This is a genomic window from Gordonia sp. NPDC003950, from assembly GCF_053605205.1.
The window spans coordinates 1-20,595 of the sequence record NZ_JBSGIT010000026.1; the positions used below are offsets into that span (position 1 = coordinate 1).

Sequence of the window (20,595 nt, forward strand, 5' to 3'; positions counted from 1 at the left end):
GCCCACGCGACTGTCTACGACGAGGAAACTGCCTGGCCCCCAACGACCCAAACCGCTGCCGCTTGACAGAGATACCGCATGGGATGTCTGAGTTCTACTTGTGTCGTTCGTCACCGAGGAGTGAGCGTGTTCCCTGGAGTCTTTGCTGCCCGTACCCCCGAAAAGCCCGCCGTGATCCGCGCGTCCACCGGCGAGCAACTCACCTACGCCGAGCTCGACGAGGACTCCACCCGACTGGCCAATCACCTCGAGACCCTCGGGCTGAGGCCCGGCGACTGCGTCGCCATGATCTCCGAGAACGATCTGCACATGTTTGTGGCCTATTGGGCCGCGCTCCGCAGCGGGCTCTACATCACCGCCATCAACCATCATCTGACCGCGGAGGAGACGAACTACATCCTCACCGACTCCAACGCCCAGGTGCTGTTCGCCGGCGCCTCGGTGGCCGCCGCCGTCGAGAAGAGCGGCGACATCTCCGCTCTCGCCGTGCCGGGCCACCGCATTGCGTGGGGCGGCGACATCGCGGGCTTCGAGTCCTACGACGCCGTCCTCGCGAGCGCCTCCGCGCAACCGCGCACCGATCAACCGCGCGGCACCGACATGCTCTACTCCTCGGGTACGACCGGACGCCCCAAGGGAATTCAGACTCCGCTGCCCCAGGGCCAGGTCAACGAGATCCCGGACGCCTACACCGCGATCTTCGCCCCGATGTACGGATTCGACGAGAACTCGGTGTACCTCTCCCCCGCTCCGCTGTATCACGCTGCGCCACTGCGGTACTGCGGTGTGACCAACTCGGTCGGCGGCACCGTGGTCTTCCTGGACCGGTTCGACCCCGAGGACGCCCTCGCGGCGATCGAGAAGTACGGCGCCACCCACAGCCAGTGGGTGCCGACGATGTTCATCCGAATGCTCAAGTTGCCGAGCGAGGTTCGCGATCGTTACGACGTCTCCAGCATGAAGCTCGCCGTCCACGCCGCCGCCCCGTGTCCGGTCGAGGTCAAGCAGGCGATGATCGCGTGGTGGGGCCCGGTCATCCACGAGTACTACGCCTCGACCGAGGCCGCCGGTGCGACGTTCATCGGCCCGCAGGAGGCCCTCGATCACCCCGGTTCGGTGGGTAAACCGCTCCTCGGGGTCGTCCACATCTGCGACGAGGACGGCAACGAACTCCCCGTCGGCGAAGTCGGGCTGGTGTACTTCGAGCGCGAGGAGGTGGCCTTCGAGTATCACAACGACCCGGCCAAGACCGCCGAGGCCCGCCACCCGGCACACGAATTGTGGTCCACCACCGGCGATGTGGGATACGTCGACGACGAGGGCTACCTCTATCTGACCGATCGCAAGGCGTTCATGATCATCTCCGGCGGCGTCAACATCTACCCGCAGGAGGCCGAGAACGTCTTGGTGAATCATCCCGCGGTGTTCGATGTGGGTGTCATCGGTGTCCCCGACGCCGATCTCGGTGAGGTCGCCAAGGCCTGCGTGCAGTTGGCCCCGGTGTACACGCCGTCCGACGAACTCGCCGCCGAACTGCTCGAGTTCACCGGGTCACGCATCGCCACCTACAAGGTTCCGCGGTCGGTCGACTTCGTCGACGAACTCCCCCGCACACCCACCGGAAAGCTGGTCAAGGGCATTCTGCGCAAGTCCTACTGGCCCTCGACGGTGTAGGCCGCCGGTGTAGCCCACGATCACGAGCCCATAACATTCCTGCGCGACGCTAACGATCTCCCCGGCCCGACGGATATTCCCCTTGTCGGGATCACACAGTCGGGACCACACAGTCGGGACCACACGATCCACTCCGGGTCGGGGAGATCGCGAGTCCGCGCCATGCGCACACTCACCGAATACCGTCGCACGCAGCCGCGTGGCGGACGTCCAACTCACCATCGAAACCGCTGCCACACAGGCCATCCCATCCGAATCGCGATGGCCCTGACCGCCACGATCGGCTGTTCGCTGATCGCCGGCGTCGGCCCGGCTGCCGCCGAGCCGGTCAATACCACCACCACGCCGGCCCCGGACTCATCCACACCGGCCGATCCGTCGACGCAGCCCAGCCCGTCCACGCACCCCAACCCCACCACATCGCCCGGCCCACCGGTCACGTCGTCGTCCGAATCGAGCCCGAGTCCGCTGCGCCGTGCTCTGATCACCGCCGTCCTCGACGGCGCCCATGACACCGTCGCCGGGGTGACCGTCCGCATCGCGGCACCGTCGCCGTACGTCTACGAGCTTCCTGCCACCATCGACTCGCCGACCGACTCGATCCCCGTTCGGGTACTCACCGTTCCCGCCGGACTCACCCTCGTCGGTCCATCGGACTTCACCATCGGCCTCACGCCCGGCGAAACCGTCACCTACACGGTGCATCTCACCACTGCATCGACATCGCCGGGATCCCCTGGCGGAACCGTACCCGGCCGTGATCCCGCGGGCCGCGTGCCGCTGACCTCCATCCCGTCGGGTCCGATCACGCGGTCGTGACGTCGGCCGCGTGAATGACATTGTCCGCCCATTTCCTATGCACGGCTAACGACCGGACCGGGTCGCGCGACACACCCCATGCCGGCACCGGCACTCCGCATTCCAATCCGCATTCGAACCAGGGTCGGGGAGACCTCGGGAATCATCATGAGCCGAAAGCACTTCCGCGTCATCCGCACCGCTGCACTCCCATCGGTGGCGCTCGTCGTGGCCACCATGACAGCGGGCATCGCCGCGGCCGACGACACCACGACCACCACCCCACCGCCGATCGCGTCCACCACCACACAGACCACACCGCCGTCACCGGCAACCACACCACCGGCAACCACACCACCATCCACCACCGGCAGCGATCCCGCTCCCCCGTCGACACCCGCGTCGACCAGCGTTTCGGTTCCGCCGTCGGCACCATCGACCAGCAGTCCTACTTCGACGCCGCCGGAGGGCCAGGGAACGCTGAACCTCACCACCCGCGACACCGCCGGCAACCCGGTCCCCGGGGTGGTGATCGACTTCGCCGGACCGGAAGGCAGCCAACCGATTCCGCTTCCGGCGTCGATCAACAATTACCCGGGGTCGTACGGCATCACCGTCACCGACGTTCCGGCCGGCTATCGGCTCCTGGGCTCTGGCGGGTTCTCGGTGGACATCGTCGCCGGGCAGACGGTGAGCCATGAGTTCACCTTCACCCGCACCGACGGCGGACAGAACTTCGGCTGGCTTCAGGTCACCAAACGCGATCGGATCGACGGCCACACGTTGCCCGGCGCGCAGTTCGCCGTGGCGACCTGCGACGGGCAGGGCCTCGGCGTGATCACCACCGACGCCGAGGGCATCGCGTCGAAACGGGTTCGCGGCGGTTGCTACACCGCACGCGAAATCGCAGCTCCGGTAGGGTATCTCAACGACGGATTGACCTACACCTTCGACGTGCTCGGCGGCCAGACCGCCGATCAGTCGATCTACAACACCCGCGCGGGGCATGTCAGCTCACGCAATCCCGCAGGCCGAGTGCCACTCTCGTCGATCCCGTCAGGACCGGTGAACCAGCCGTGACGACCATCGTGAGCACGGCGAACCCTACGCGCGGCCCGCTGCACCGGATGGCTCTCCTCCTGGTCTGCCTCGCCGCGGCGATCCTGACCGGCTGCGCGACCACCGGCACACCGTCATCCGAACCCGGCAGTTCCACGGTGGCACAGTCGGATCTGCGTCCGCCGGTCAGTGCGCGAACGGGCGATCCGGGCGCCCCGACCTCGGTGACCGCGGGTGGTCAGACCGCCCCCACCGAATCCGTGGCCACCGACACCTCCGGCGCATTGCTGCCGCCCCAGGATGTCGGCCACCTCGGCTGGTGGGTGGACTCGGCGCTACCCGGTTCGGGAACGGGCACGGTGGTGATCACCGGGCACGTCGACGACGTCAACCAGGGACGGGGATTCGCCGCCCGATTCGGTTCACTGACACCGGGATCCGAGGTCACCCTGCACACTGCCGGCGGCGAGACGGTCCGGTACCGGGTCCGGGATGTCCAGACCGCCGACAAGGAGAACGGTTTCCCCGCAGCACAACTCAACCGGCTCGACGGACCGGAGACCCTGGCACTGGTGACCTGCGGCGGACCGTTCGTCGGTCCACCACTCGGATATCGGGACAACATCATCGCCTGGGCGGTCCGCTCCTAGACCGCCGACCGCATGCGCAATCGCGTTGACAGCGCCCACCCACCCACTGACTGTGCTCGCCTACCCGTTGGTCGAGCCCGACGAGGCGCCAGCCGAGGAGGTGTCGAGACCTCCGCAGGTTGCGCTGGGAAGACACAGAGCGCCGTCAACGCGAAAGCGAGCGCTGCCAACGCGAAAGCAAGCGCTGTCAACGCAATTCAGAGCGCTGTCAACGCGAAAGTGAGCGCTGTCAACGGATTTCAGAGCGCTGTCAGCGTGGTTCAGGGCGCTGTCGACGCAGCGAAAGAGAGTGGTGCTCAGGCCAACTCGATGAGTTCCTGATACTCGTCACTCCAGTGGTCCTCGGTGCCGTCGGGCAGCAGGATCACCCGCTGCGGCTCCAGGGCCGCCGCCGCACCGGGATCGTGGGTCACCAGGACGACCGCGCCGGTGTAGCTGCGCAGTGCCTCGAGGACCTGCTCGCGCGAGATCGGATCCAGGTTGTTGGTCGGCTCGTCGAGGAGCAGCACGTTGGCCGCCGAGGACACCAGACCGGCCAGGGTCAGGCGCGTCTTCTCGCCGCCGGACAGCGTGCCCGCGGGCTGGTCGAGTTGGGCGCCGGAGAACATGAACGCGCCCAGCAACCCGCGGAGATCCTGCTCCCCCGCATCCGGCGCGGCGTGCCGGATGTTCTCCCACACCGATGCGGCGTCGTCGAGGGTGTCGTGCTCCTGGGCGAAGTAGCCGATCTTGAGTCCGTAGCCGGGTTCGATGGAGCCGATATCGGGGGCCTCGGCGCCGGCCAGCAGCTTGAGCAACGTCGTCTTTCCCGCACCGTTGAGACCCAGGACGACGACGCGGCTGCCCTTGTCGATGGCCAGGTCGACACCGGTGAAGATCTCCAGCGAGCCGTAGTTCTTCGTCAGGCCGGAGGCCATCAGCGGGGTCTTTCCGCACGCGGCCGGTTCGGGGAATCGGATGTGTGCGGTCCGGTCGGCCACCCGCTCCTCGTCGAGCGCGTCGAGCATCCGGTCGGCCCGCTTGAGCATGTTCTGCGCCGCGGTGGCCTTGGTGGCCTTGGCGCCCAGTTTGGCCGCCTGCGTGCGCAACGCCGAGGCCTTCTTCTCCGCGTTGGCGCGCTCACGCTTACGGCGCTGTTCGTCGGTGGCGCGGGCGTCGAGGTACCGCTTCCAGCCCATGTTGTAGATGTCGGCCTCGCCACGCACCGCGTCGAGGAACCACACGCGGTTCACCACATCGGCGAGCAGATCCACATCGTGACTGATCACGATGAGCCCACCCTCGTGGTTCTGCAGGAACCCACGCAGCCAGGTGATGGAATCCGCGTCGAGGTGGTTGGTGGGCTCGTCGAGCAGCAACGTGGTCTGCGACTTGCCGGCACCGTCGGAGGCGGCGAACAGGATGCGGGCCAACTCGATTCGACGACGCTGTCCACCCGACAGTGTCCTCAGCGGCTGACCGAGGACGCGATCGGGCAGGCCGAGGCTGTGACAGATGCGCGCCGCCTCGGATTCGGCGACGTAGCCGCCGAGCGCCGAGAACCGCTCCTCGAGTTGCCCGTACTTGGTCACCGCACGATCGCGGACCCGCTCGTCGGCGGTCTCGGCCATGAGTGCCTGCTGCTTCTCCATCTGCCGCAGGATGGCGTCGAGGCCGCGCGCCGACAGCACCCGGTCCTTGGCGAGCACCTCCAGGTCGCCCTCCTTCGGGTCCTGCGGAAGGTAGCCGATCTCGCCGCTGCGGACCACGGTGCCGGCGTACGGTTCGGTCTCTCCGGCCAGGATCCGCAGTGAGGTGGTCTTGCCTGCTCCGTTCCGACCGACCAGGCCGATGCGATCGCCCGGCTGGATACGTAGCGCGGAACCGGGCGCCGACAGCAGGGTCCGAGCGCCCGCACGGACTTCGAGGTCGGTCGCGGTGATCACGACGATCGAGTCTATCGACTTCACCGACGGCGACCGAATCGGCGAAAGGCGGCGACGGTCACCGCACTCGATTGGGTAGAGCCACTAAGGGTCCACTACAGTAGCTTAGGCTCACCTTATTGTGGGTCGTTATTGCCTGGCCCCCGACCCGATGCGCCCGACCGATGGAGATACGCGGTGACCACACCCCACCAGCTGGCACTCACCGATGCCGGTGCGATCAGTCTCGGGGTGATCATCTGTTGCTATACCACCGAACGCCGGGATCAGCTGGGCGCCGCGATCGACGCCGCGGCGGCTCAGCTCGGCGCGAATGACCGCCTCATCGTGGTCGCCGACCACAACGATGAGTTGCTCGGCTGGGTGAAGAGCCGGGTCCACGACGGGAACCGTCGCGTCGACGTCGTTCCCAACGCGCACGGCCGCGGACTGTCCGGCGCCCGGAACACCGGCCTCGACTGTTCGGACGAGGATGCTCTCGTCTTCCTGGACGACGATGCGGTGCTCGCCACCGATGGTCTGGCGGCGGTGCGTCGCGCATTCGGTGATCCGTCCGTCGTCGCCGTCGGCGGAGCGGTCACACCGCGGTGGCCCGCCGGCACCGCACCCCGCTGGTTCCCCGACGAGTTCGGTTGGGTCGTCGGCTGCGACTACCGCGGCATCGCCGAGGACGGCGCCGACATCCGCAATCCCATCGGCGCCGCCATGGCGGTGCGGCGGTCGGCCCTGCGCGAGATCGGTGGTTTCGCCACCGAGCTCGGCCGCGTCGGCGACCTCCCGGCGGGCTGTGAGGAAACACTCATGGGAATCGAGGTGCATCGCGCGTTCCCCCGGGGGCGTGTGGTCCGCGACGTCGGCTTCGGCGTCGCCCACAGCGTGTCGACCGATCGCGAATCCGCCCGCTACTTCCTGCGACGGTGCCTCAACGAGGGAAAGTCCAAGGCGGTCCTGTCGAGGATGGCCGGTTCCGGCGACGCCCTGTCCGCCGAGACCTCCTACGTGCTGCGGACCATCACCTCCGGCGCGCTGCGCTACCTCTCCCACCTTCTGCGCGGCGACGCGGCCGCGGCCGCCCGCCTGGCGATGATGATCATCGGGGTCGCGGTCACCGCCGCCGGCACCGCGTGGGGCACCGGTGCCGGTGCGCGACAGCGCGCCGGCACCGACTCCCGGCTCGTGCCGGCGCGGTCGCGGCGTCGCCGGGCGTCCTCGATCGGACCCGACGATCTGGTGACCGTGGTGATCCCCACCATCGGCCGCGACCTGTTGATCGATGCCGTGGATGCCGCTCTGGCACAAGACCATCCGAACATCGAGGTGATCGTGGTGGACAATCGCCCGGGCTATGGGCGGGTCCCGGTCATCCTCGCGGATCGGACGATCGGCGTCTGCGCATCGTCAATGAAACGTTTCCCCGCATCTCCGCGGCCCGCAACGCCGGAATCCACGCGGCCCGCGGTCGCGTCGTCGCATTCACCGACGACGACGCCAGACCCGCGGCGGACTGGGTGTCGACCATCGTCAGGGCGTTCACCGACGATACGACCGGATCGGTGGGGGCGGTCACCGGACGCGTGGTGGGGATCGATACTCCCACCGAACTCCAGGAACTGTTCGAGGATGCCAAGGTCTTCGACAAGGGCTCCGACGCGACGATCTGGGCCCTGACACCCGACCCGGAGCATGTGGCCGCCGGTGTCGCCGGGTCGCACAACTTCTTCTTCCCCTACACCGCCGGACAACTCGGCAGCGGCAACAATCTCGCCCTCGACGTCGAGATCCTGGACGAAACCGGCATTTTCGACGAACGATTGGGCACCGGCACCCCGTCCAACGGCGGCGAGGACCTTGACCTCATGCGCGAGATCATCTTGTCCGGATGGGCCATCGCGTACCGGCCGGATGCGGTGGTGACCCACTATCACCGCGACAACATGGACGATCTGCGGACCCAGGCGTACGGATACGGCACCGGCATGTCGGCGTCGGTGACCAAACTGCTGTTCTCCCGCCACGCCGTCGCCGTGGCCAAGCGGATCCCGGCCGGACTCTGGGCACTGCTCGTTCCCGGGTCGGAGAACACCTCGGCGTTCTCGCGCGCCCAATGGCCTGCCGAACTGCGCAACCTGGAACTGCGGGGCTATCTCGCCGGGCCACTGCTGTTCGGACGCGGGCACCTGCGCTGCCGTGGCCGTCGGCAGCAGGTCACCGGGCCACGGAGGGATCGCTCGTCGTGACACTCACACTCCACCGCTCCTCCTCTAGGCACACCACACCGGATGCACCCATCGCCTACGGATTTCCGCCCGGTGGGTCGCTTGTCGTCGGTGGGGTGCTGGCCGCAACGCTTCTCGTGCTCGACCTGCTGGACGGACTCGGTGCCGACCCACTTCCCACCGCCGTCCGCGCGCTGCTGGTGTTCGCCGGCATCCTCACCCTTCCGGGCATCCCGATCGTCGTGGCACTGCGGATCCCCGGGCGGGCGCTGTCGGGCATCCTGATCCCCGCCATCTCGCTGTCGGTGACCGTCCTGCTGACCCAGACCACGATCGTCGCCGACTGGTGGAGTCCCGTACGCACACAGGCGATCCTGGCCGCCGGTTCGCTCGCCGCGTGCATCTGGGCCCGTCGCACCCTGCCCACCCACACCCGCACGGGATCATTCGGTTTCGACCGATCCCACTGGACCCGGCGACGCGCGATCGCACTCGCCACGCTCGCCGCGTCGCTGGGATGTTTCGGGCTGGCCGTCGCCGATCTCGATGTCGCCGACACCGGCCGCTTCGGGGTCATCTCCGCCCTCGACCCCGTCTACTTCCTCGGACTCGGACTGCTGGCCGCGGTCATCGTGGCGGCATTGCTGTCCCGGCGACTCGACACACTCGTCCTCGGCGCCGTCACCGTCGTGACAGCGGCCTACAACTCGATGTTGGTGGGTGGCGCCACCGGCGAGACGTCGATTCCCACCTCGTTCGTCCATCGCGGCTTCATCGACGTCCTGGCCGCCAGTCACCATCTCCCCGACCAGATCGACGCCCGTTTCAGCTGGGCCGGATTCTTCGCGATGTCGGCGCACGTGAAGGTCGTCGGCGGGATCGATGACCTGACGCCGGTGTTGCTGTGGGCGCCGTTCGTCGCCGGGGTCGTCGTGTCGTTCGGCATCTACGCGATCGCGATCGCCATCACCGGACGTGCCCGGCTGGCCTGGGTGTCGGTACTGCTCTACCACGGGTTCAACTGGTACCAGCAGGATTACTACTCGCCGCAGTCCATGGCGATCATCGGATACACGGCCATCCTCGGAACTCTGCTGTGGCAGTTGCGCACCGCGCCGTTGCCGGGACTCGAGGGTGGGCGGATCGCGCGGATCATCAACGGATTCCGCCGAACTCCCGGTCGGGTGCCGGGCTTCGGTCCGGGCCGCACGGTGGGCATCGAAGTGGTCCTCGTCGTGATCATCGCCGGCAACACCGTGTCTCACCAGATGACGCCCATGCTCACAGTGCTGGCGCTGGCGGCCTTCGCCGCGACCGGGACCACCCGCTACCGCACCCTGTGGCTCGCGGCCGGACTGATCTTCGCCGCCTGGTTCTCCTACGGCGCCACCGACTTCTGGCTCGGGCATCTGCAGGGCCTGGTCGACGAGGTGGGCAAGGTGGGGCAGTCCGTCGAGGCCGGCGTCGGCGATCGTCTCAGCGGCGATCCGACGTACACCCGCATGCAGTACCTGCGCATGCTCGCCTCCGGTGGCTTCGCCGCCGTCGGATTGATCGGCTGGCTGATCTGGCGGTCGAAGAAGGCCTGGTCCGTCGGCGGGTCGCTCTGCGCCGCGCCCTTCGTGCTCGTCGCGTTGCAGAGTTATGGCGGCGAGATGATCATCCGCTGCTTCCTGCTCGCGTCCCCGGTGCTGGCACCGTTCGCTGCGCTGGCGCTGGCCGCGGGCGGCGCCGGACTGCGGCGACGGCTACGCGCTACCCACTTCCGATATCTCGGATACGCCCTGCTGTGGGCACTGGTGATGATCCTGGCGCTGCTGGAGACCACCAACCGCGGCCTGAACACGGCGTTCGAGGCGACCGCCCGCGACGAGGTCACCGTGACCGATGAGTTCATCGCCTCCGTCCCACCGGACGCCACGGTGATGAGTTTCAGCTACGCACCGCAGAGCACCGGCGTGCGGCGCATCCTCGACCCACACGGGCCGCGGTTCTCCTTCATCGACTCCTTCCCATGCCTCGACAACGTCGCGCAGTGCGCCCGCGAGCGATGGCCGGACTACATCTACGTGACCAATCAGGGATTGAAAATGCTCGAACTGCAATACGGCCAGTCACCCGACGCGCTCCGGGACGCCATCGACGGGCTGATACGGACCGGCGAGTATCGTCTCGTCGTCCGCACCGAGAATGTCGAGATCCTGCGCGCCGGAACACCTCTGGAGGGCCAGTGAGCATCACCGTCGTTCTGCTCGTGATCAGCGCGGTACTGCTGGTGCTGGGTGCGGCGCTGCGAGAGGTCGAGGTGGGCTCCGACGGCGCCTCCCGCCGGGGCGCGCCGGCCCACCGACTCACCCTGGTCACCGCCGGATGCGTCATCGTGGCGGCGTGTCTGACCTTGCAGCGGTTGGCGGAAATGGCACTGTGAGGCGCCATGGACACCGCCGAACACGTTGTCTGGCCATGGTCATCGGCATCATCACGTCGGCGATGATCAGCAATGGATGCACCGTCGGCGACGGCGACGGTCTCCACAATGCCGCCCAGACGACGTGTCTGAGCGACCGCGGCCCGGACGGATCGGGTACCACCCCCGAGACCGGCGATCGGGCCCTGTGGAAACGAACCTTCCTCGACACATTCGACCGGTGCGACCTCGGCGACCAGTGGGGCACCTACTCCGGCAGTCCCGGGGGCAATCCGGTGGGTCAGTGGGATGTCTCGATGGTGTCGGTCGACGACGGCGTGATGCGCCTGTCGGGCAAGAAGACCCCCTCCGGATGGGTCACCGGCGGCGTCTCGAACTACCCGGTCACCCAGACCTACGGACGCTGGGAGATCCGCATGCGCGCGACGCCGAGCGCGGATCTGTCCTACCACATGCTGTTGTGGCCCAAATCCGACGAGTGGCCACCGGAGATCGACTTCGCCGAAAGCATCGCCTCACGGCGAGACGCGATCTCGGCGTTCGTGCATTGGAAAGACGACGGGGAGAACCACAAGGCACAGGCGGATGCCACCGGCGACTTCGCCGACTGGCACGTCGTCGGTGTCGAATGGCTACCCGGCCTGATCCGATACCTCCTCGACGGCAAGGTATGGGCCGAGGTCCGCTCGGCCGAGATGGTACCGACGGTTCCCATGTGGTTGGGCATGCAGGTGGAGGCCGGCGCATGTGAACGGCGCGCCGACTGGGGAATGACACCGTGCGCCGCCGGTGACCCGCGTCCGGTCACCGCCGAGGTCGACATCGACTGGGTGGCGGTCTACGCACCGGTCGATGACGTGGCTGCGTTCACCCGCGCCGGATACCTCCAGCCGACCCCGGGAGCAATCCAACTCCACGACAAGTGATCTCGAGACCCCAACGTGCGGCGGCCTGCGATCGAACGAACCCAATCAGGCCGCGATGCGCTCCGGAGTCGACGACGCGACGACGGGACGCAGCGGGGCGCGTCCCCATACCGCACGCGCCACCGGAATGATCACCAGTGCCGCCGCAGTGCCCTCGGCCAGGATCATCGCCCAAGGCGATCCGGCTGTCGAGGATCGCCGACCCGACCACGCTGCGGTCCCAGATCGTGCCGATGGACCATTCGATCACCCTCGGTCCCCTCGGACCCGTCCAGCACACCGAACGCATGGTGCGCCTGCTGTCGGATTCCGGTTGCAACGCTGTGGTGTTGCACCGAGGCCGGGTGGGACAGGTTTCCCCGGCCGCCTTCGCCTCCATGGGTCTGATCGTGCACCTGTCCGCCAGCACCTCCTTGGGACCGGATCAGGACGCCAAAGTCCTTGTCGGCGGCGTCGATTCGGCACTGCGCAGCGGAGCCGACGCGGTCAGCGTGCATGTCAACATCGGCTCCGGGACCGAGAGTGGCCAACTCGAGGACTTCGCGGCGGTCTCCCGGGAATGCGAGACGCTCGGCGTTCCCCTGCTCGCGATGATGTACGCGCGCGGCCCGGCGATTCCCAACCGGCCCACGACGGCAACGTTGGCGCACCTCGCCGCCATCGCCACCGACCTCGGCGCGGACATGATCAAGCTGGACTACGCCGAGTCGGCCGAGGCCATGCGCGCGGTCGTCGACTCCACCCCGGTACCGATCTACGTCGCAGGCGGCGCGACGCGCGATGACGACGACGCCATCGCATTCGGCGCGCAGGTGCTCGAGAGCGGGGTCGCTGGCCTGAGCTTCGGCCGCAACATCTTCGGGGCGGAGAACCCCTACCGGGTGGCCAACACTCTCGCCGATCTGGTTCATCGGCGCAGCGTCGGTGTCTCGACCCTCGAATCCGCCTGATCACCAGGGCAATTCCACCCGGCCATTCGCCCCGACAGCCCACATCATCGGCAGAACAGGAACACCCATGTCTTCGACCACCTCCAACGAGATCGTCGTCACCGACCAGATCATCCCGGAATCCGGCGTCACGCACGAGCGCTCCACCTCCCACTTCGGGTGGGTGGACGTCCGCGGTCTCACGGACTCAGTCCGGGACGCGGTCATCGCCGCCGCCCTGAACTACGGGCTGGACGGCATCATCTCCGACGACCCGGCCGTACTCCGCGACCTGCCCCCCACCGTTCGTCGAATCCTGTTCTCCGACACCACCGGCGCAGTGGACTCCGATGAGACCGACTCGTCCGACGTCGATCTGGTGCTCGTCAATGACGCGAACTCGCCCGACCATGCCCCGACCGCGGTCCACGTGGTCGTCTCCGATGCCCCCACCTTGTCGCGGGCCTGCGACCTGGTTCGCTACACCCCCTGGACCGTCCTCACCTTGACCGACCCGACCAAGATCCCGCTCGAGATCGTGATCGCGGCGGCGGAGAACTCCGGTGGTAAGACGGTGACCGTCGTCAATGACATCACCGATGCCGAGATCGTGAAGCTGGTGCTCGAGCACGGCTCGGACGGACTGCTACTCGCCCCTCGGCACGCCGACGACGTCGTCGCGCTGGCCGCCATCCTGACCCCGCCGGCCGACCGCGTGCAGTTGTCCCATCTGACGGTCACCGGCGTCGAGCACATCGGCATGGGTGAGCGTGCCTGGATCGACACCTGCTCGCTTCTCGAGCTCGACGAGGGATGCCTGATCGGCTCCTTCGCCAGCGGAATGTTTCTGTCCTGCAGTGAAACCCATCCGCTGCCGTACATGCCGACGCGTCCGTTCCGGTGGAACGCCGGGGCCGTCCACTCCTACGTGCTCACCCCCGACAACCGCACCCGCTACGTCAGCGAACTACGTGCGGGCCAGCCGATCCTCGCGGTTCGATCGGACGGCACGGCGCGCGAGGTGCGCATCGGCCGGGTCAAGATCGAACGCAGGCCGCTGATCTCGATCACCGCGACGAGCCCCGACGGCAAGGTCATCAACGTCATCGCGCAGGACGACTGGCACGTCCGGTTGCTCGGCCCCGGTGGCAGCGTCAACAACGTCACCGAACTCCGGGCCGGGGACGTGCTTCTGGGTTACGTGCCGACCGAGGCCCGCCACGTCGGTTTGCCGATCACCGAATTCTGTGACGAGCGCTGACACAGTCGGGCAACGGTTCGCCGAAGTCTGCTCGGCGCAACCGGATTCGGTCGCGCTGCAGATCGACGACCGGCGCTGGAGCTACCGCGAGCTCGCGGACGAACTGAGCGCACGCATCGCCGAACTCGACCGCACCGAGCCCGACGTCGCACGTCCGGTGGCGGTGGTGGTCGACGGTTCGGCCACCACCGTGGCGGCGATGCTGGCGGTCCTGATGTCGCCGCGTCCGCTCATTCCGATCGACGCCGCCTCACCCGTATCGCGGACCGCCGGCATCGTGGCGGAGGTCGGCGCCCTACTGCATCCCGACTCCGCGGTTACCGATCAGGCCGTCCCCGATCACACCGAAGCCGGTGATCGGACCGCAACGACGCGGCGCCCATCACCACGGCGCGCACCACTGGACGGCTGTGCGATCCTGGCGTTCACCTCGGGCTCTACGGGAACGCCCAAGGCGGTTCGCCAGGGTCACGACCTGTGGCTGCATCAGGCACGTGATCTGTCCGGCCAACTCGGCATCACCTCCGGAACGGTGGTGGCGCAAGCCCTTCCACCGGGGTTCGGCGGCGGCCTGGACATCATCGTCACCAGCCTGCTCAACGGCGCGCAACTGGTGCTGGCCGACCCGCGACTGGACGGCACCACCGAGCTGGTGGCCACGCTGAGCGCCTGCGCCCCGGAGTCGTTGCAGCTGACCCCGGCGCTGCTGCGGGCCCTCATGGCGACCCCCGGCTGCGCAGCTGCGCTGGCGTCGGTGCAGGTGGTGGCCACCTGCGGCGAGGCCATCGACGCCGCCGACGTCGCCCGGTTGCGGTCGCTGGCCCCGTCGGCAACCTTCGTCAACCGCTCCGGCTCCTCGGAAACGGGCAACCTCGCGTTCAACGCCTTCCCACCGCACCGACCGCTTCCGACCGGTCTGGTACCGGCCGGAAAGGTCGCTTCCGGCAAGCACATTCGAGTCCTCGGAGACGACGGGTCCACGGTCCCGCCGGGAACCACCGGGATCATCGAGGTGACCTCGCCCTATCTGGCGCAGGGCTACCTCGTCGGTGGCGAGATCATCGACTTCCCGGTCATCGAGACGGTCGACGGCAGTGGCGCCCGACGGCATCTCGTCGGCGACGCCGGCCACCTCCTCGGCGATCAGCTGCACCTGACCGGCCGCGTCGACGACACCGTCAAGATCCGCGGATACCGCGTCGACGTCGGCGAGGTCGCTGCGGCGGCGCGCGCGCTGCCCGACGTCGGGGACGCGGCGGTCGTGGTGCGTGAGATCGCCGGCCGGCCCGCCCTGGTGGCCTACCTATCTCCCCCGCCCGGGGCCCGACCACCGGCGATTGCCGCAGTGCGGCAAGGGTTGTCGAAAGCCCTGCCGAGCTGGATGGTGCCCGCGCACACCGTCCTGCTCGCGGAACTACCGCGCACCGAACGCGGCAAGATCGACCGCATGGCGCTGCCCGACCCGGCCGTGCGCGCCGGTCACGCCCCGCCGGCCACCACCACCGAACGCCTGCTCGCACCGATCTGGTCCGACCTGCTCGCCGTCGCCGACATCGGTCGCGACGACGACTTCGTCGCGCTCGGCGGTGACTCGCTGACCGTGCTCACCCTCCTCGATCGGGTCGACGACGCCTTCGGCGTGCGCCTGCCCGTCTCGGTGCCGGTCGTCGCCTCGACCCTTCGCGGGTTGGCCCGCGAGATCGACTCCGCCTCACCGACCACCGCGGCCACTGAGGTGATCATGCTGCCGGGTTCACCCTCAACGCATGACACCGGCTCGGTGACAACGGTCTTCGCCTTTGCCGGGGCAGGTGAATCGGCGCTGGCCTTCGCACCGCTGGCGCGTCGGCTACCCGGTGTCCGGATGATCGGACTGCACGCCCACGGTCTCGAATCCCGCGGGCTACCCGACTGGACCATCCGCCGCGCCGCCCGGCGCTGCGTCGGCCACATCCGGGCGGCCGCTCCCCACGGCCCGTACCGGTTCGTCGGTCATTCCCTCGGCGGGGTCATCGCGATGGAAGCGGCGAACATCCTCGTCGCCGACGGCGAACGGGTCGAGCACATCGTCTGCCTCGACACCATCGTGACCGGTCCCCTGCAGCGACGCACCGCGCTGGAACTCGACTCGACCGTCGACGCCCCGGATGAGGGTGATCGGGACTGCCGGGACGGCGAAGGCCGTGATCGCGACACCGCTGATCGGCAGGGTCTGCCCGATACTCCCGACACCCCGACCGGCACGGCCGTGTGGCGCACCCGGTTGGCCCTGATGACGGCCGGATGGTGGCCCCGACCCACCGAGGAGCAGTGGTCGCTGTTCCACGAACTCGGTCGGCGTTCGGCGCTGCTGCACCGACTGCGGCCCTGGCACGGGCCGGTCACCGTGGTGCTCGCCGAGGACAACCCCGACCCCATCCACTGGTGGGATGCGCTTGCCCCCGAACACGTCGGCCTCCATCGGGTCACCGGCGACCACAACGGCATTCTCCGGGCCCCGCATGTCGACCGGGTGGCCGGTATCGTCGCCGACTCCGTCACCGGAGCCAGGGTATGACGGCGCGGTACGCGGTCCATGTGATGGCCCATCATCACCCGCATCTCTTCGCCGATCTGGTGGTCTCCCTGCGGCATCCCGACATCGCATCTATGCCCACATCGACCGGGCCGTGGACGAGCGTCCGTTCCGCGCAGCCCTCGACGCCGACGACGCCGTATGTTTCGTCCGGGGTCCGGACCGGGTGCGGGTGCGGTGGGGTGCCCCGAGTGTCGTCACCGCGACGCTCACCCTGCTCGACACCTCGGCCGCCACGGGGCGGCGATACCACCGCCACTCCCTGCTCTCGGGAACGGATCTCCTGCTGCGTCCACTCCCCGACCTGTTGGACACGTGGGCCGACGACACGGAGTACATCCGGGTGGACTGTGAGGTGGACGGCGGCTCCGCACCCGGGCGTCACAGTTCCACCATCACCCGATACCACTTCGCCGATCACCCAGCCCTGCACCGGGTCTCCGGACGCATTCGGCGGCGTCCGATCGATCGGCGTCTGTTCCGCGGATCCAATTGGTGGTCGCTGACCGACGCCGCGGTCGCCGCCATCCGCACGACGTTGGCGCGCGACCCGGGATGGCGCCGAGACCTGCGGTTCTCGCTGTGCTCGGATGAGATCCTCTTTCATTCGATCCTGATGGCCTCGCCGTTCGCCGATGCCATGAACCAGAACTACGCGGGGTGCATCCACCCCGACTATCGAATCCTGTCCGAGGAGTGCGTGCACTCCGATCAAACGATCCACGGTCAGCACTTCATCGACTGGAGTGATCCCGACGGGATCTCACCGCCGGAACTCGATGCCGACGCGCTCCGGCGGGCTCTGGCCGGCCCGGCGCTCTTCGCGCGCAAGGTCGGCCCCGAGTGGACCTGGCGTGGCGGAGCGCTCCCCACGCCGACCGCCGCGCCGGTGGACGAGATCGCCCCGACCACCACCCGGCCGTCGCAGGTTCGGCAATGATCGGGCGAGCGGCGAGTCGGGATCGACTGACCGTCAACGCCTCGGCGCTGATGGTCGGTTCACTCGGCACCGGGGTGCTCGGGCTGGTCTATTGGATTGTCGCCGAACACTTCTTTCCCACCGCAGAGGTCGGGCGCGCCTCGGCGGTGATCAGTTCGGCCACCGTCCTCTCGTCGCTGGCGTGTCTGTCCCTCGGCGGTGCGTATCAGCGATTCCTGCCCGTCGCCGGTAACCGGTCACTGCGCTACATCGTCGGCGGATATCTCCTCACCACCGCGATGTCGGTCGTCCTGGGAATCGGATTTCTGCTCATCGGACTCGGTGACAAGATCCTCCACACCGCTGGGGAGCGCATCGGCTTCGTCGGGATGGTGGTGGCCTTCGCGCTGTACGCACTGACCGACCCGATCCTGACCGGGCTGCGCCGGGCTCCCGAGGTGGCGATCAAGAACATCACCCTCTCGGTGCTCAAGATCGCCCCGGTCGTCGCATTGGCGGGCATTCCGTCGGCCTTCGCGATCGCCGGGTCCTGGGCGGTACTGGCCGCGGTCGTCACCGCCGTGTTCGTCTTCCATTGTGTCCGTGTGGCATTGCGCCGCACCGACAGCGGTGCCGGACTCCCGACCGGGCGTGAGTTGATGTCGTTTCAGGGGGCGTTCTTCGCGCTGATGCTGGTGTCGTCGGTCACCCCGCTGGCATTACCCCTGGTGGTGGTCTCCCGGGCCGGCACCACCGAGAACGCCTACTTCAATCTCGCGTGGACGATGTGCTCGGCGGCCGGGATGCTGCGCGCCTCGGTCGGGTCGGCGTTCGTCGTCGAGGCATCGCAACCCGGCGCGGACCGGGGCAGGCTCCTGCGGCATCTGGGCAAGATGCTCGGCCTGATCACCGGCGTGGTGGCCGTCGGGCTGGCGGTCGGCGGTCCGGTGATCCTCTGGATCGCCGGACCGGACTACCTGCGCGCCGCGGGCCCCCTGATGGTGGTGATGGCGGTCGAATCGGTCGTCGAAACCGTTGTGGTGACGTATTTCCTGATCGCTCAGCTCCAGCGCCGAATGGCCCTGATGGTGTTCAGCCAGATCATCATGGTGACCATCACCGTGGGCGGCGCATACCTGCTGATCGGTCCGATGGGTCTGGTCGGTGTCGCCGTCGCGTCCCTGGCCGCGGCCACGATCACGTTGCTGATCGTCGGACGGCCGATGTATGTCGGGGTCCGCCAGATGCTGGACGAGCGGCGCGACGTCGTCGCCGCCGACGTCGCGCCCACCGGTTCCTGACGCTCTACGACGCCGTCCCGGCGCGTCGCGCCGCCAGGGTGGCCTCCACGACGCGCCGCCCGCAGAATGTCACGGTCTCGCGACTCGGGCGCCGCGCCACACACCGGACCGCGGCACGCGTGCTCACCCCGAACGTTCGGAGTACCCCGGTGGATTCGGGCCAGAGCAGATCCCGGATGACGTGCTCGGGCACCGGTCGCGCGCCGGTGCGTTCGGCGTGGGCGAGAGCGATCCGCAGATGCGCCGCGCGCTGCTCGGCACCGTGACGAGTGCTCACCTGGGAGGGATGGATCCGATACAGGTATCCGATCATCGGCACATTCCCGATCGGTCCGTGGGACGACAGTCGTGCGTAGAACTCGTAGTCCTCGGCATGGGTGAAGTCGGCATCAAAGCGCATCCCTTCGCGTTCGACGACGTCGCGGCGCATCATCACCGAAGCGCCGCACAGACATCCGGCCAGCAGCAGCCGGTCGCGGCACGCACGATCGGTTCGCGGCATCCGCACCTGGACCGACATCGCGTCGAACAGTTCATAGTCGGTGCCGCACGCGATCCCGTCGGGATGGGCGGCAAACCACTGCAGCTGGGCGCGCAATCGGCCCGGCGGGCAGATGTCGTCGGCGTCCATCCGTGCGATGTAGTCGCCGGTGGCCTCGGACATCCCACGGTTGAGCGCGGCCACCAGGCCCGCATTGGGTTGCGAGATCACCCGGATCCGGGGGTCGGTGAGGGTGGCCAGCTCGGCCATCCCGGCATCGGTGGAGCCGTCGTCGATCACCAGCAGTTCCAGATCGTCGACGCCCTGCGACAGGATCGATTCCGCCGCCTCGACGATGTATCCGGCCGCGTTGAAGGCCGGCATCAGCACGGTTACCAGCGGCGCCCGGCCACCATCGGCGTTCACCATCGGGTCACCGCCACCTCAGCACCGCCGAATACAGTCCGGGGACAAGCTTCACCAGGACCGCAAAGATCATCTCGCGGAGGTATTTTCCGGCCCACAGGGTCGGCAGGTCACCCAGTGAGATGTCGTCGCGGACCCGGGTCAGCGCGGTCCGATACAGATCGGAGCGATGGCCCGACGCATGCGCGGAACGCATCGCGACATGGCTCACCGATGTGAGCACCTCGCGATACCGGAAGCCGACGAAGTCCCGCCACCACCCCGCATCGCGGGTGGTGGCGCAGATCAGTTGGCGGACATCGTCTTCGACGACAAAGAGATCGAGCGTCGAAGGACTCAAGGCGGTCGACAGGGAACCCTCGCGGTAGAGGTAGCGGTACAACGGCTCCGCCACGAGGGCCACACGTTCCACCGACAGGGACAATCGGACGCTGGTGGCGAAGTCCTCATACGCTTGATCCTGTGCCCACGGTCGCTCACCGAGAATCTCGCGGCGGAAGAGTTTGGTACAGGCGTACGCCTTCGCCCGCCCGCACAGGATCTCCCGGGCATACTGCTCGCCGGTGAGGACCGCCTCGGGCGGTGACGCCTCGTCGATCTGGAGTACCACACCGTTCTCGTCGACTCGACGCGTCCTCGTCACGCCGATCTGCGCGTCGTGTGTGGTCATCGCGGCCACGATCCGGGCGACGAAATCGGCGTCGGCCTCGTCGTCGCTGTCGAGAAACCAGACGAGATCGGTCTGGACCGCCGCCAGTCCGGTGTTGCGGGCCCGTCCCAACCCCCCGTTGCGTGATTGCCGGATCAGGCGGTACTCACGTCCGGCGTCGTCGAGTGTCTGCCGGGCGACGGGAACGGAATCGTCGTCGCCGCAGTCGTCGACGATGACGATCTGGTCGACGGGATAGGTCTGTGCCAGTACCGATTCGATGCAACCCTGGACATAGGGAGCACTCCGGTAGACCGGAATGATGACACCGACGCTCGGCTTCACGCGGCACACCCCTCCTTCCCGGTCCTGGCGATT

17 protein-coding genes and 1 pseudogene are annotated in these 20,595 nt (G+C 67.9%); 14 read left to right on the forward strand and 4 right to left on the reverse strand.

The window, feature by feature from the left end; translation table 11 throughout:
* Positions 1–126 precede the first annotated feature (126 nt).
* The 4 genes from ACWETB_RS19875 to ACWETB_RS19890 all read left to right on the forward strand — a co-directional run bounded on the left by ACWETB_RS19875 (position 127) and on the right by ACWETB_RS19890 (position 4,181).
* Positions 127–1,674 (forward strand): AMP-binding protein, encoded by a 1,548-nt coding sequence (locus tag ACWETB_RS19875; protein WP_452213129.1) that lies wholly within the window; start codon positions 127–129, stop codon positions 1,672–1,674.
* Positions 1,675–1,935: 261 nt separating this feature from the next.
* Positions 1,936–2,493 carry a hypothetical protein gene (locus ACWETB_RS19880; protein ID WP_348808652.1) on the forward strand — a complete coding sequence of 186 codons (558 nt, stop codon included), beginning with the start codon at positions 1,936–1,938 and terminating at the stop codon, positions 2,491–2,493.
* A 147-nt stretch (positions 2,494–2,640) separates the two neighbouring features.
* Positions 2,641–3,552 carry an MSCRAMM family protein gene (locus tag ACWETB_RS19885; protein WP_452213131.1) on the forward strand — a complete coding sequence of 304 codons (912 nt, stop codon included), beginning with the start codon at positions 2,641–2,643 and terminating at the stop codon, positions 3,550–3,552.
* Between the two features lie 47 nt (positions 3,553–3,599).
* The gene (locus ACWETB_RS19890; protein ID WP_452213133.1) at positions 3,600–4,181 is read left to right on the forward strand and encodes a class F sortase; all 582 of its coding nucleotides are present in this window, start codon (positions 3,600–3,602) and stop codon (positions 4,179–4,181) included.
* Positions 4,182–4,477: 296 nt separating this feature from the next.
* Here the strand turns inward: ACWETB_RS19890 and ACWETB_RS19895 are convergent, their stop codons facing one another.
* Complete coding sequence (locus tag ACWETB_RS19895) at positions 4,478–6,106, reverse strand: ABC-F family ATP-binding cassette domain-containing protein (protein ID WP_452213135.1); 1,629 nt, start codon at positions 6,104–6,106, stop codon at positions 4,478–4,480.
* Positions 6,107–6,337: 231 nt separating this feature from the next.
* Here ACWETB_RS19895 and ACWETB_RS19900 point away from each other — a divergent pair.
* The 5 genes and pseudogenes from ACWETB_RS19900 to ACWETB_RS19920 all read left to right on the forward strand — a co-directional run.
* Positions 6,338–6,802 (forward strand): annotated as a pseudogene (locus ACWETB_RS19900) (glycosyltransferase); the annotation flags it as partial.
* A 428-nt stretch (positions 6,803–7,230) separates the two neighbouring features.
* Positions 7,231–8,343 carry a glycosyltransferase gene (locus ACWETB_RS19905; RefSeq protein WP_452213208.1) on the forward strand — a complete coding sequence of 371 codons (1,113 nt, stop codon included), beginning with the start codon at positions 7,231–7,233 and terminating at the stop codon, positions 8,341–8,343.
* Entirely contained in the window at positions 8,340–10,556 is a 2,217-nt protein-coding gene (locus tag ACWETB_RS19910) for a hypothetical protein (RefSeq protein WP_452213137.1), read from the forward strand. The genes ACWETB_RS19905 and ACWETB_RS19910 overlap by 4 nt, the downstream gene beginning before the upstream one ends.
* The gene (locus tag ACWETB_RS19915; protein WP_449742892.1) at positions 10,553–10,750 is read left to right on the forward strand and encodes a hypothetical protein; all 198 of its coding nucleotides are present in this window, start codon (positions 10,553–10,555) and stop codon (positions 10,748–10,750) included. Before ACWETB_RS19910 ends, ACWETB_RS19915 begins: the two co-directional genes overlap by 4 nt.
* Before the next feature lie 35 nt (positions 10,751–10,785).
* Complete coding sequence (locus ACWETB_RS19920) at positions 10,786–11,676, forward strand: glycoside hydrolase family 16 protein (RefSeq protein WP_452213139.1); 891 nt, start codon at positions 10,786–10,788, stop codon at positions 11,674–11,676.
* 45 nt (positions 11,677–11,721) lie between these two features.
* Here the strand turns inward: ACWETB_RS19920 and ACWETB_RS19925 are convergent, their stop codons facing one another.
* Positions 11,722–11,844 carry a hypothetical protein gene (locus ACWETB_RS19925; RefSeq protein ID WP_452213216.1) on the reverse strand — a complete coding sequence of 41 codons (123 nt, stop codon included), beginning with the start codon at positions 11,842–11,844 and terminating at the stop codon, positions 11,722–11,724.
* On the opposite strand from ACWETB_RS19925, the gene ACWETB_RS19930 reads away from it, so the two are divergent.
* From ACWETB_RS19930 to ACWETB_RS19950, 5 genes are all read left to right on the forward strand, one after another.
* Positions 11,814–12,626, forward strand: coding sequence for a 2-amino-3,7-dideoxy-D-threo-hept-6-ulosonate synthase (locus tag ACWETB_RS19930; RefSeq protein WP_452213141.1), 813 nt, complete (start codon positions 11,814–11,816; stop codon positions 12,624–12,626). The two genes, ACWETB_RS19925 and ACWETB_RS19930, sit on opposite strands and share 31 nt — an antisense overlap.
* A 67-nt stretch (positions 12,627–12,693) precedes the next feature.
* A complete protein-coding gene (locus ACWETB_RS19935; RefSeq protein ID WP_452213143.1) occupies positions 12,694–13,866 on the forward strand; it encodes a 3-dehydroquinate synthase II family protein in 1,173 nt (390 codons plus the stop codon).
* Positions 13,853–16,423: an AMP-binding protein gene (locus ACWETB_RS19940; protein WP_452213145.1), complete on the forward strand. Its 2,571-nt coding sequence runs from the start codon at positions 13,853–13,855 to the stop codon at positions 16,421–16,423. Before ACWETB_RS19935 ends, ACWETB_RS19940 begins: the two co-directional genes overlap by 14 nt.
* A gap of 112 nt (positions 16,424–16,535) precedes the next feature.
* The gene (locus ACWETB_RS19945) at positions 16,536–17,381 is read left to right on the forward strand and encodes a beta-1,6-N-acetylglucosaminyltransferase (protein WP_452213147.1); all 846 of its coding nucleotides are present in this window, start codon (positions 16,536–16,538) and stop codon (positions 17,379–17,381) included.
* The gene (locus ACWETB_RS19950; RefSeq protein ID WP_452213149.1) at positions 17,378–18,661 is read left to right on the forward strand and encodes a lipopolysaccharide biosynthesis protein; all 1,284 of its coding nucleotides are present in this window, start codon (positions 17,378–17,380) and stop codon (positions 18,659–18,661) included. Before ACWETB_RS19945 ends, ACWETB_RS19950 begins: the two co-directional genes overlap by 4 nt.
* Before the next feature lie 4 nt (positions 18,662–18,665).
* Here the strand turns inward: ACWETB_RS19950 and ACWETB_RS19955 are convergent, their stop codons facing one another.
* Both ACWETB_RS19955 and ACWETB_RS19960 read right to left on the reverse strand, forming a co-directional pair.
* Positions 18,666–19,571: a glycosyltransferase family 2 protein gene (locus tag ACWETB_RS19955; protein WP_452213151.1), complete on the reverse strand. Its 906-nt coding sequence runs from the start codon at positions 19,569–19,571 to the stop codon at positions 18,666–18,668.
* A gap of 4 nt (positions 19,572–19,575) precedes the next feature.
* A complete protein-coding gene (locus tag ACWETB_RS19960) occupies positions 19,576–20,562 on the reverse strand; it encodes a glycosyltransferase family 2 protein (RefSeq protein WP_452213153.1) in 987 nt (328 codons plus the stop codon).
* Between the last annotated feature and the right edge of the window lie 33 nt (positions 20,563–20,595).

Coding starts and splice junctions, on each gene's coding strand:
- ACWETB_RS19880 (WP_348808652.1), top strand. CDS start 1,936: ATGGCCCTGACCGCCACGATCGGCTGTTCGCTGATCGCCGGCGTCGGC.
- ACWETB_RS19885 (WP_452213131.1), top strand. CDS start 2,641: ATGAGCCGAAAGCACTTCCGCGTCATCCGCACCGCTGCACTCCCATCG.
- ACWETB_RS19890 (WP_452213133.1), top strand. CDS start 3,600: ATGGCTCTCCTCCTGGTCTGCCTCGCCGCGGCGATCCTGACCGGCTGC.
- ACWETB_RS19920 (WP_452213139.1), top strand. CDS start 10,786: ATGGTCATCGGCATCATCACGTCGGCGATGATCAGCAATGGATGCACC.
- ACWETB_RS19925 (WP_452213216.1), bottom strand. CDS start 11,844: ATGATCCTGGCCGAGGGCACTGCGGCGGCACTGGTGATCATTCCGGTG.
- ACWETB_RS19935 (WP_452213143.1), top strand. CDS start 12,694: ATGTCTTCGACCACCTCCAACGAGATCGTCGTCACCGACCAGATCATC.
- ACWETB_RS19950 (WP_452213149.1), top strand. CDS start 17,378: ATGATCGGGCGAGCGGCGAGTCGGGATCGACTGACCGTCAACGCCTCG.
- ACWETB_RS19955 (WP_452213151.1), bottom strand. CDS start 19,571: ATGGTGAACGCCGATGGTGGCCGGGCGCCGCTGGTAACCGTGCTGATG.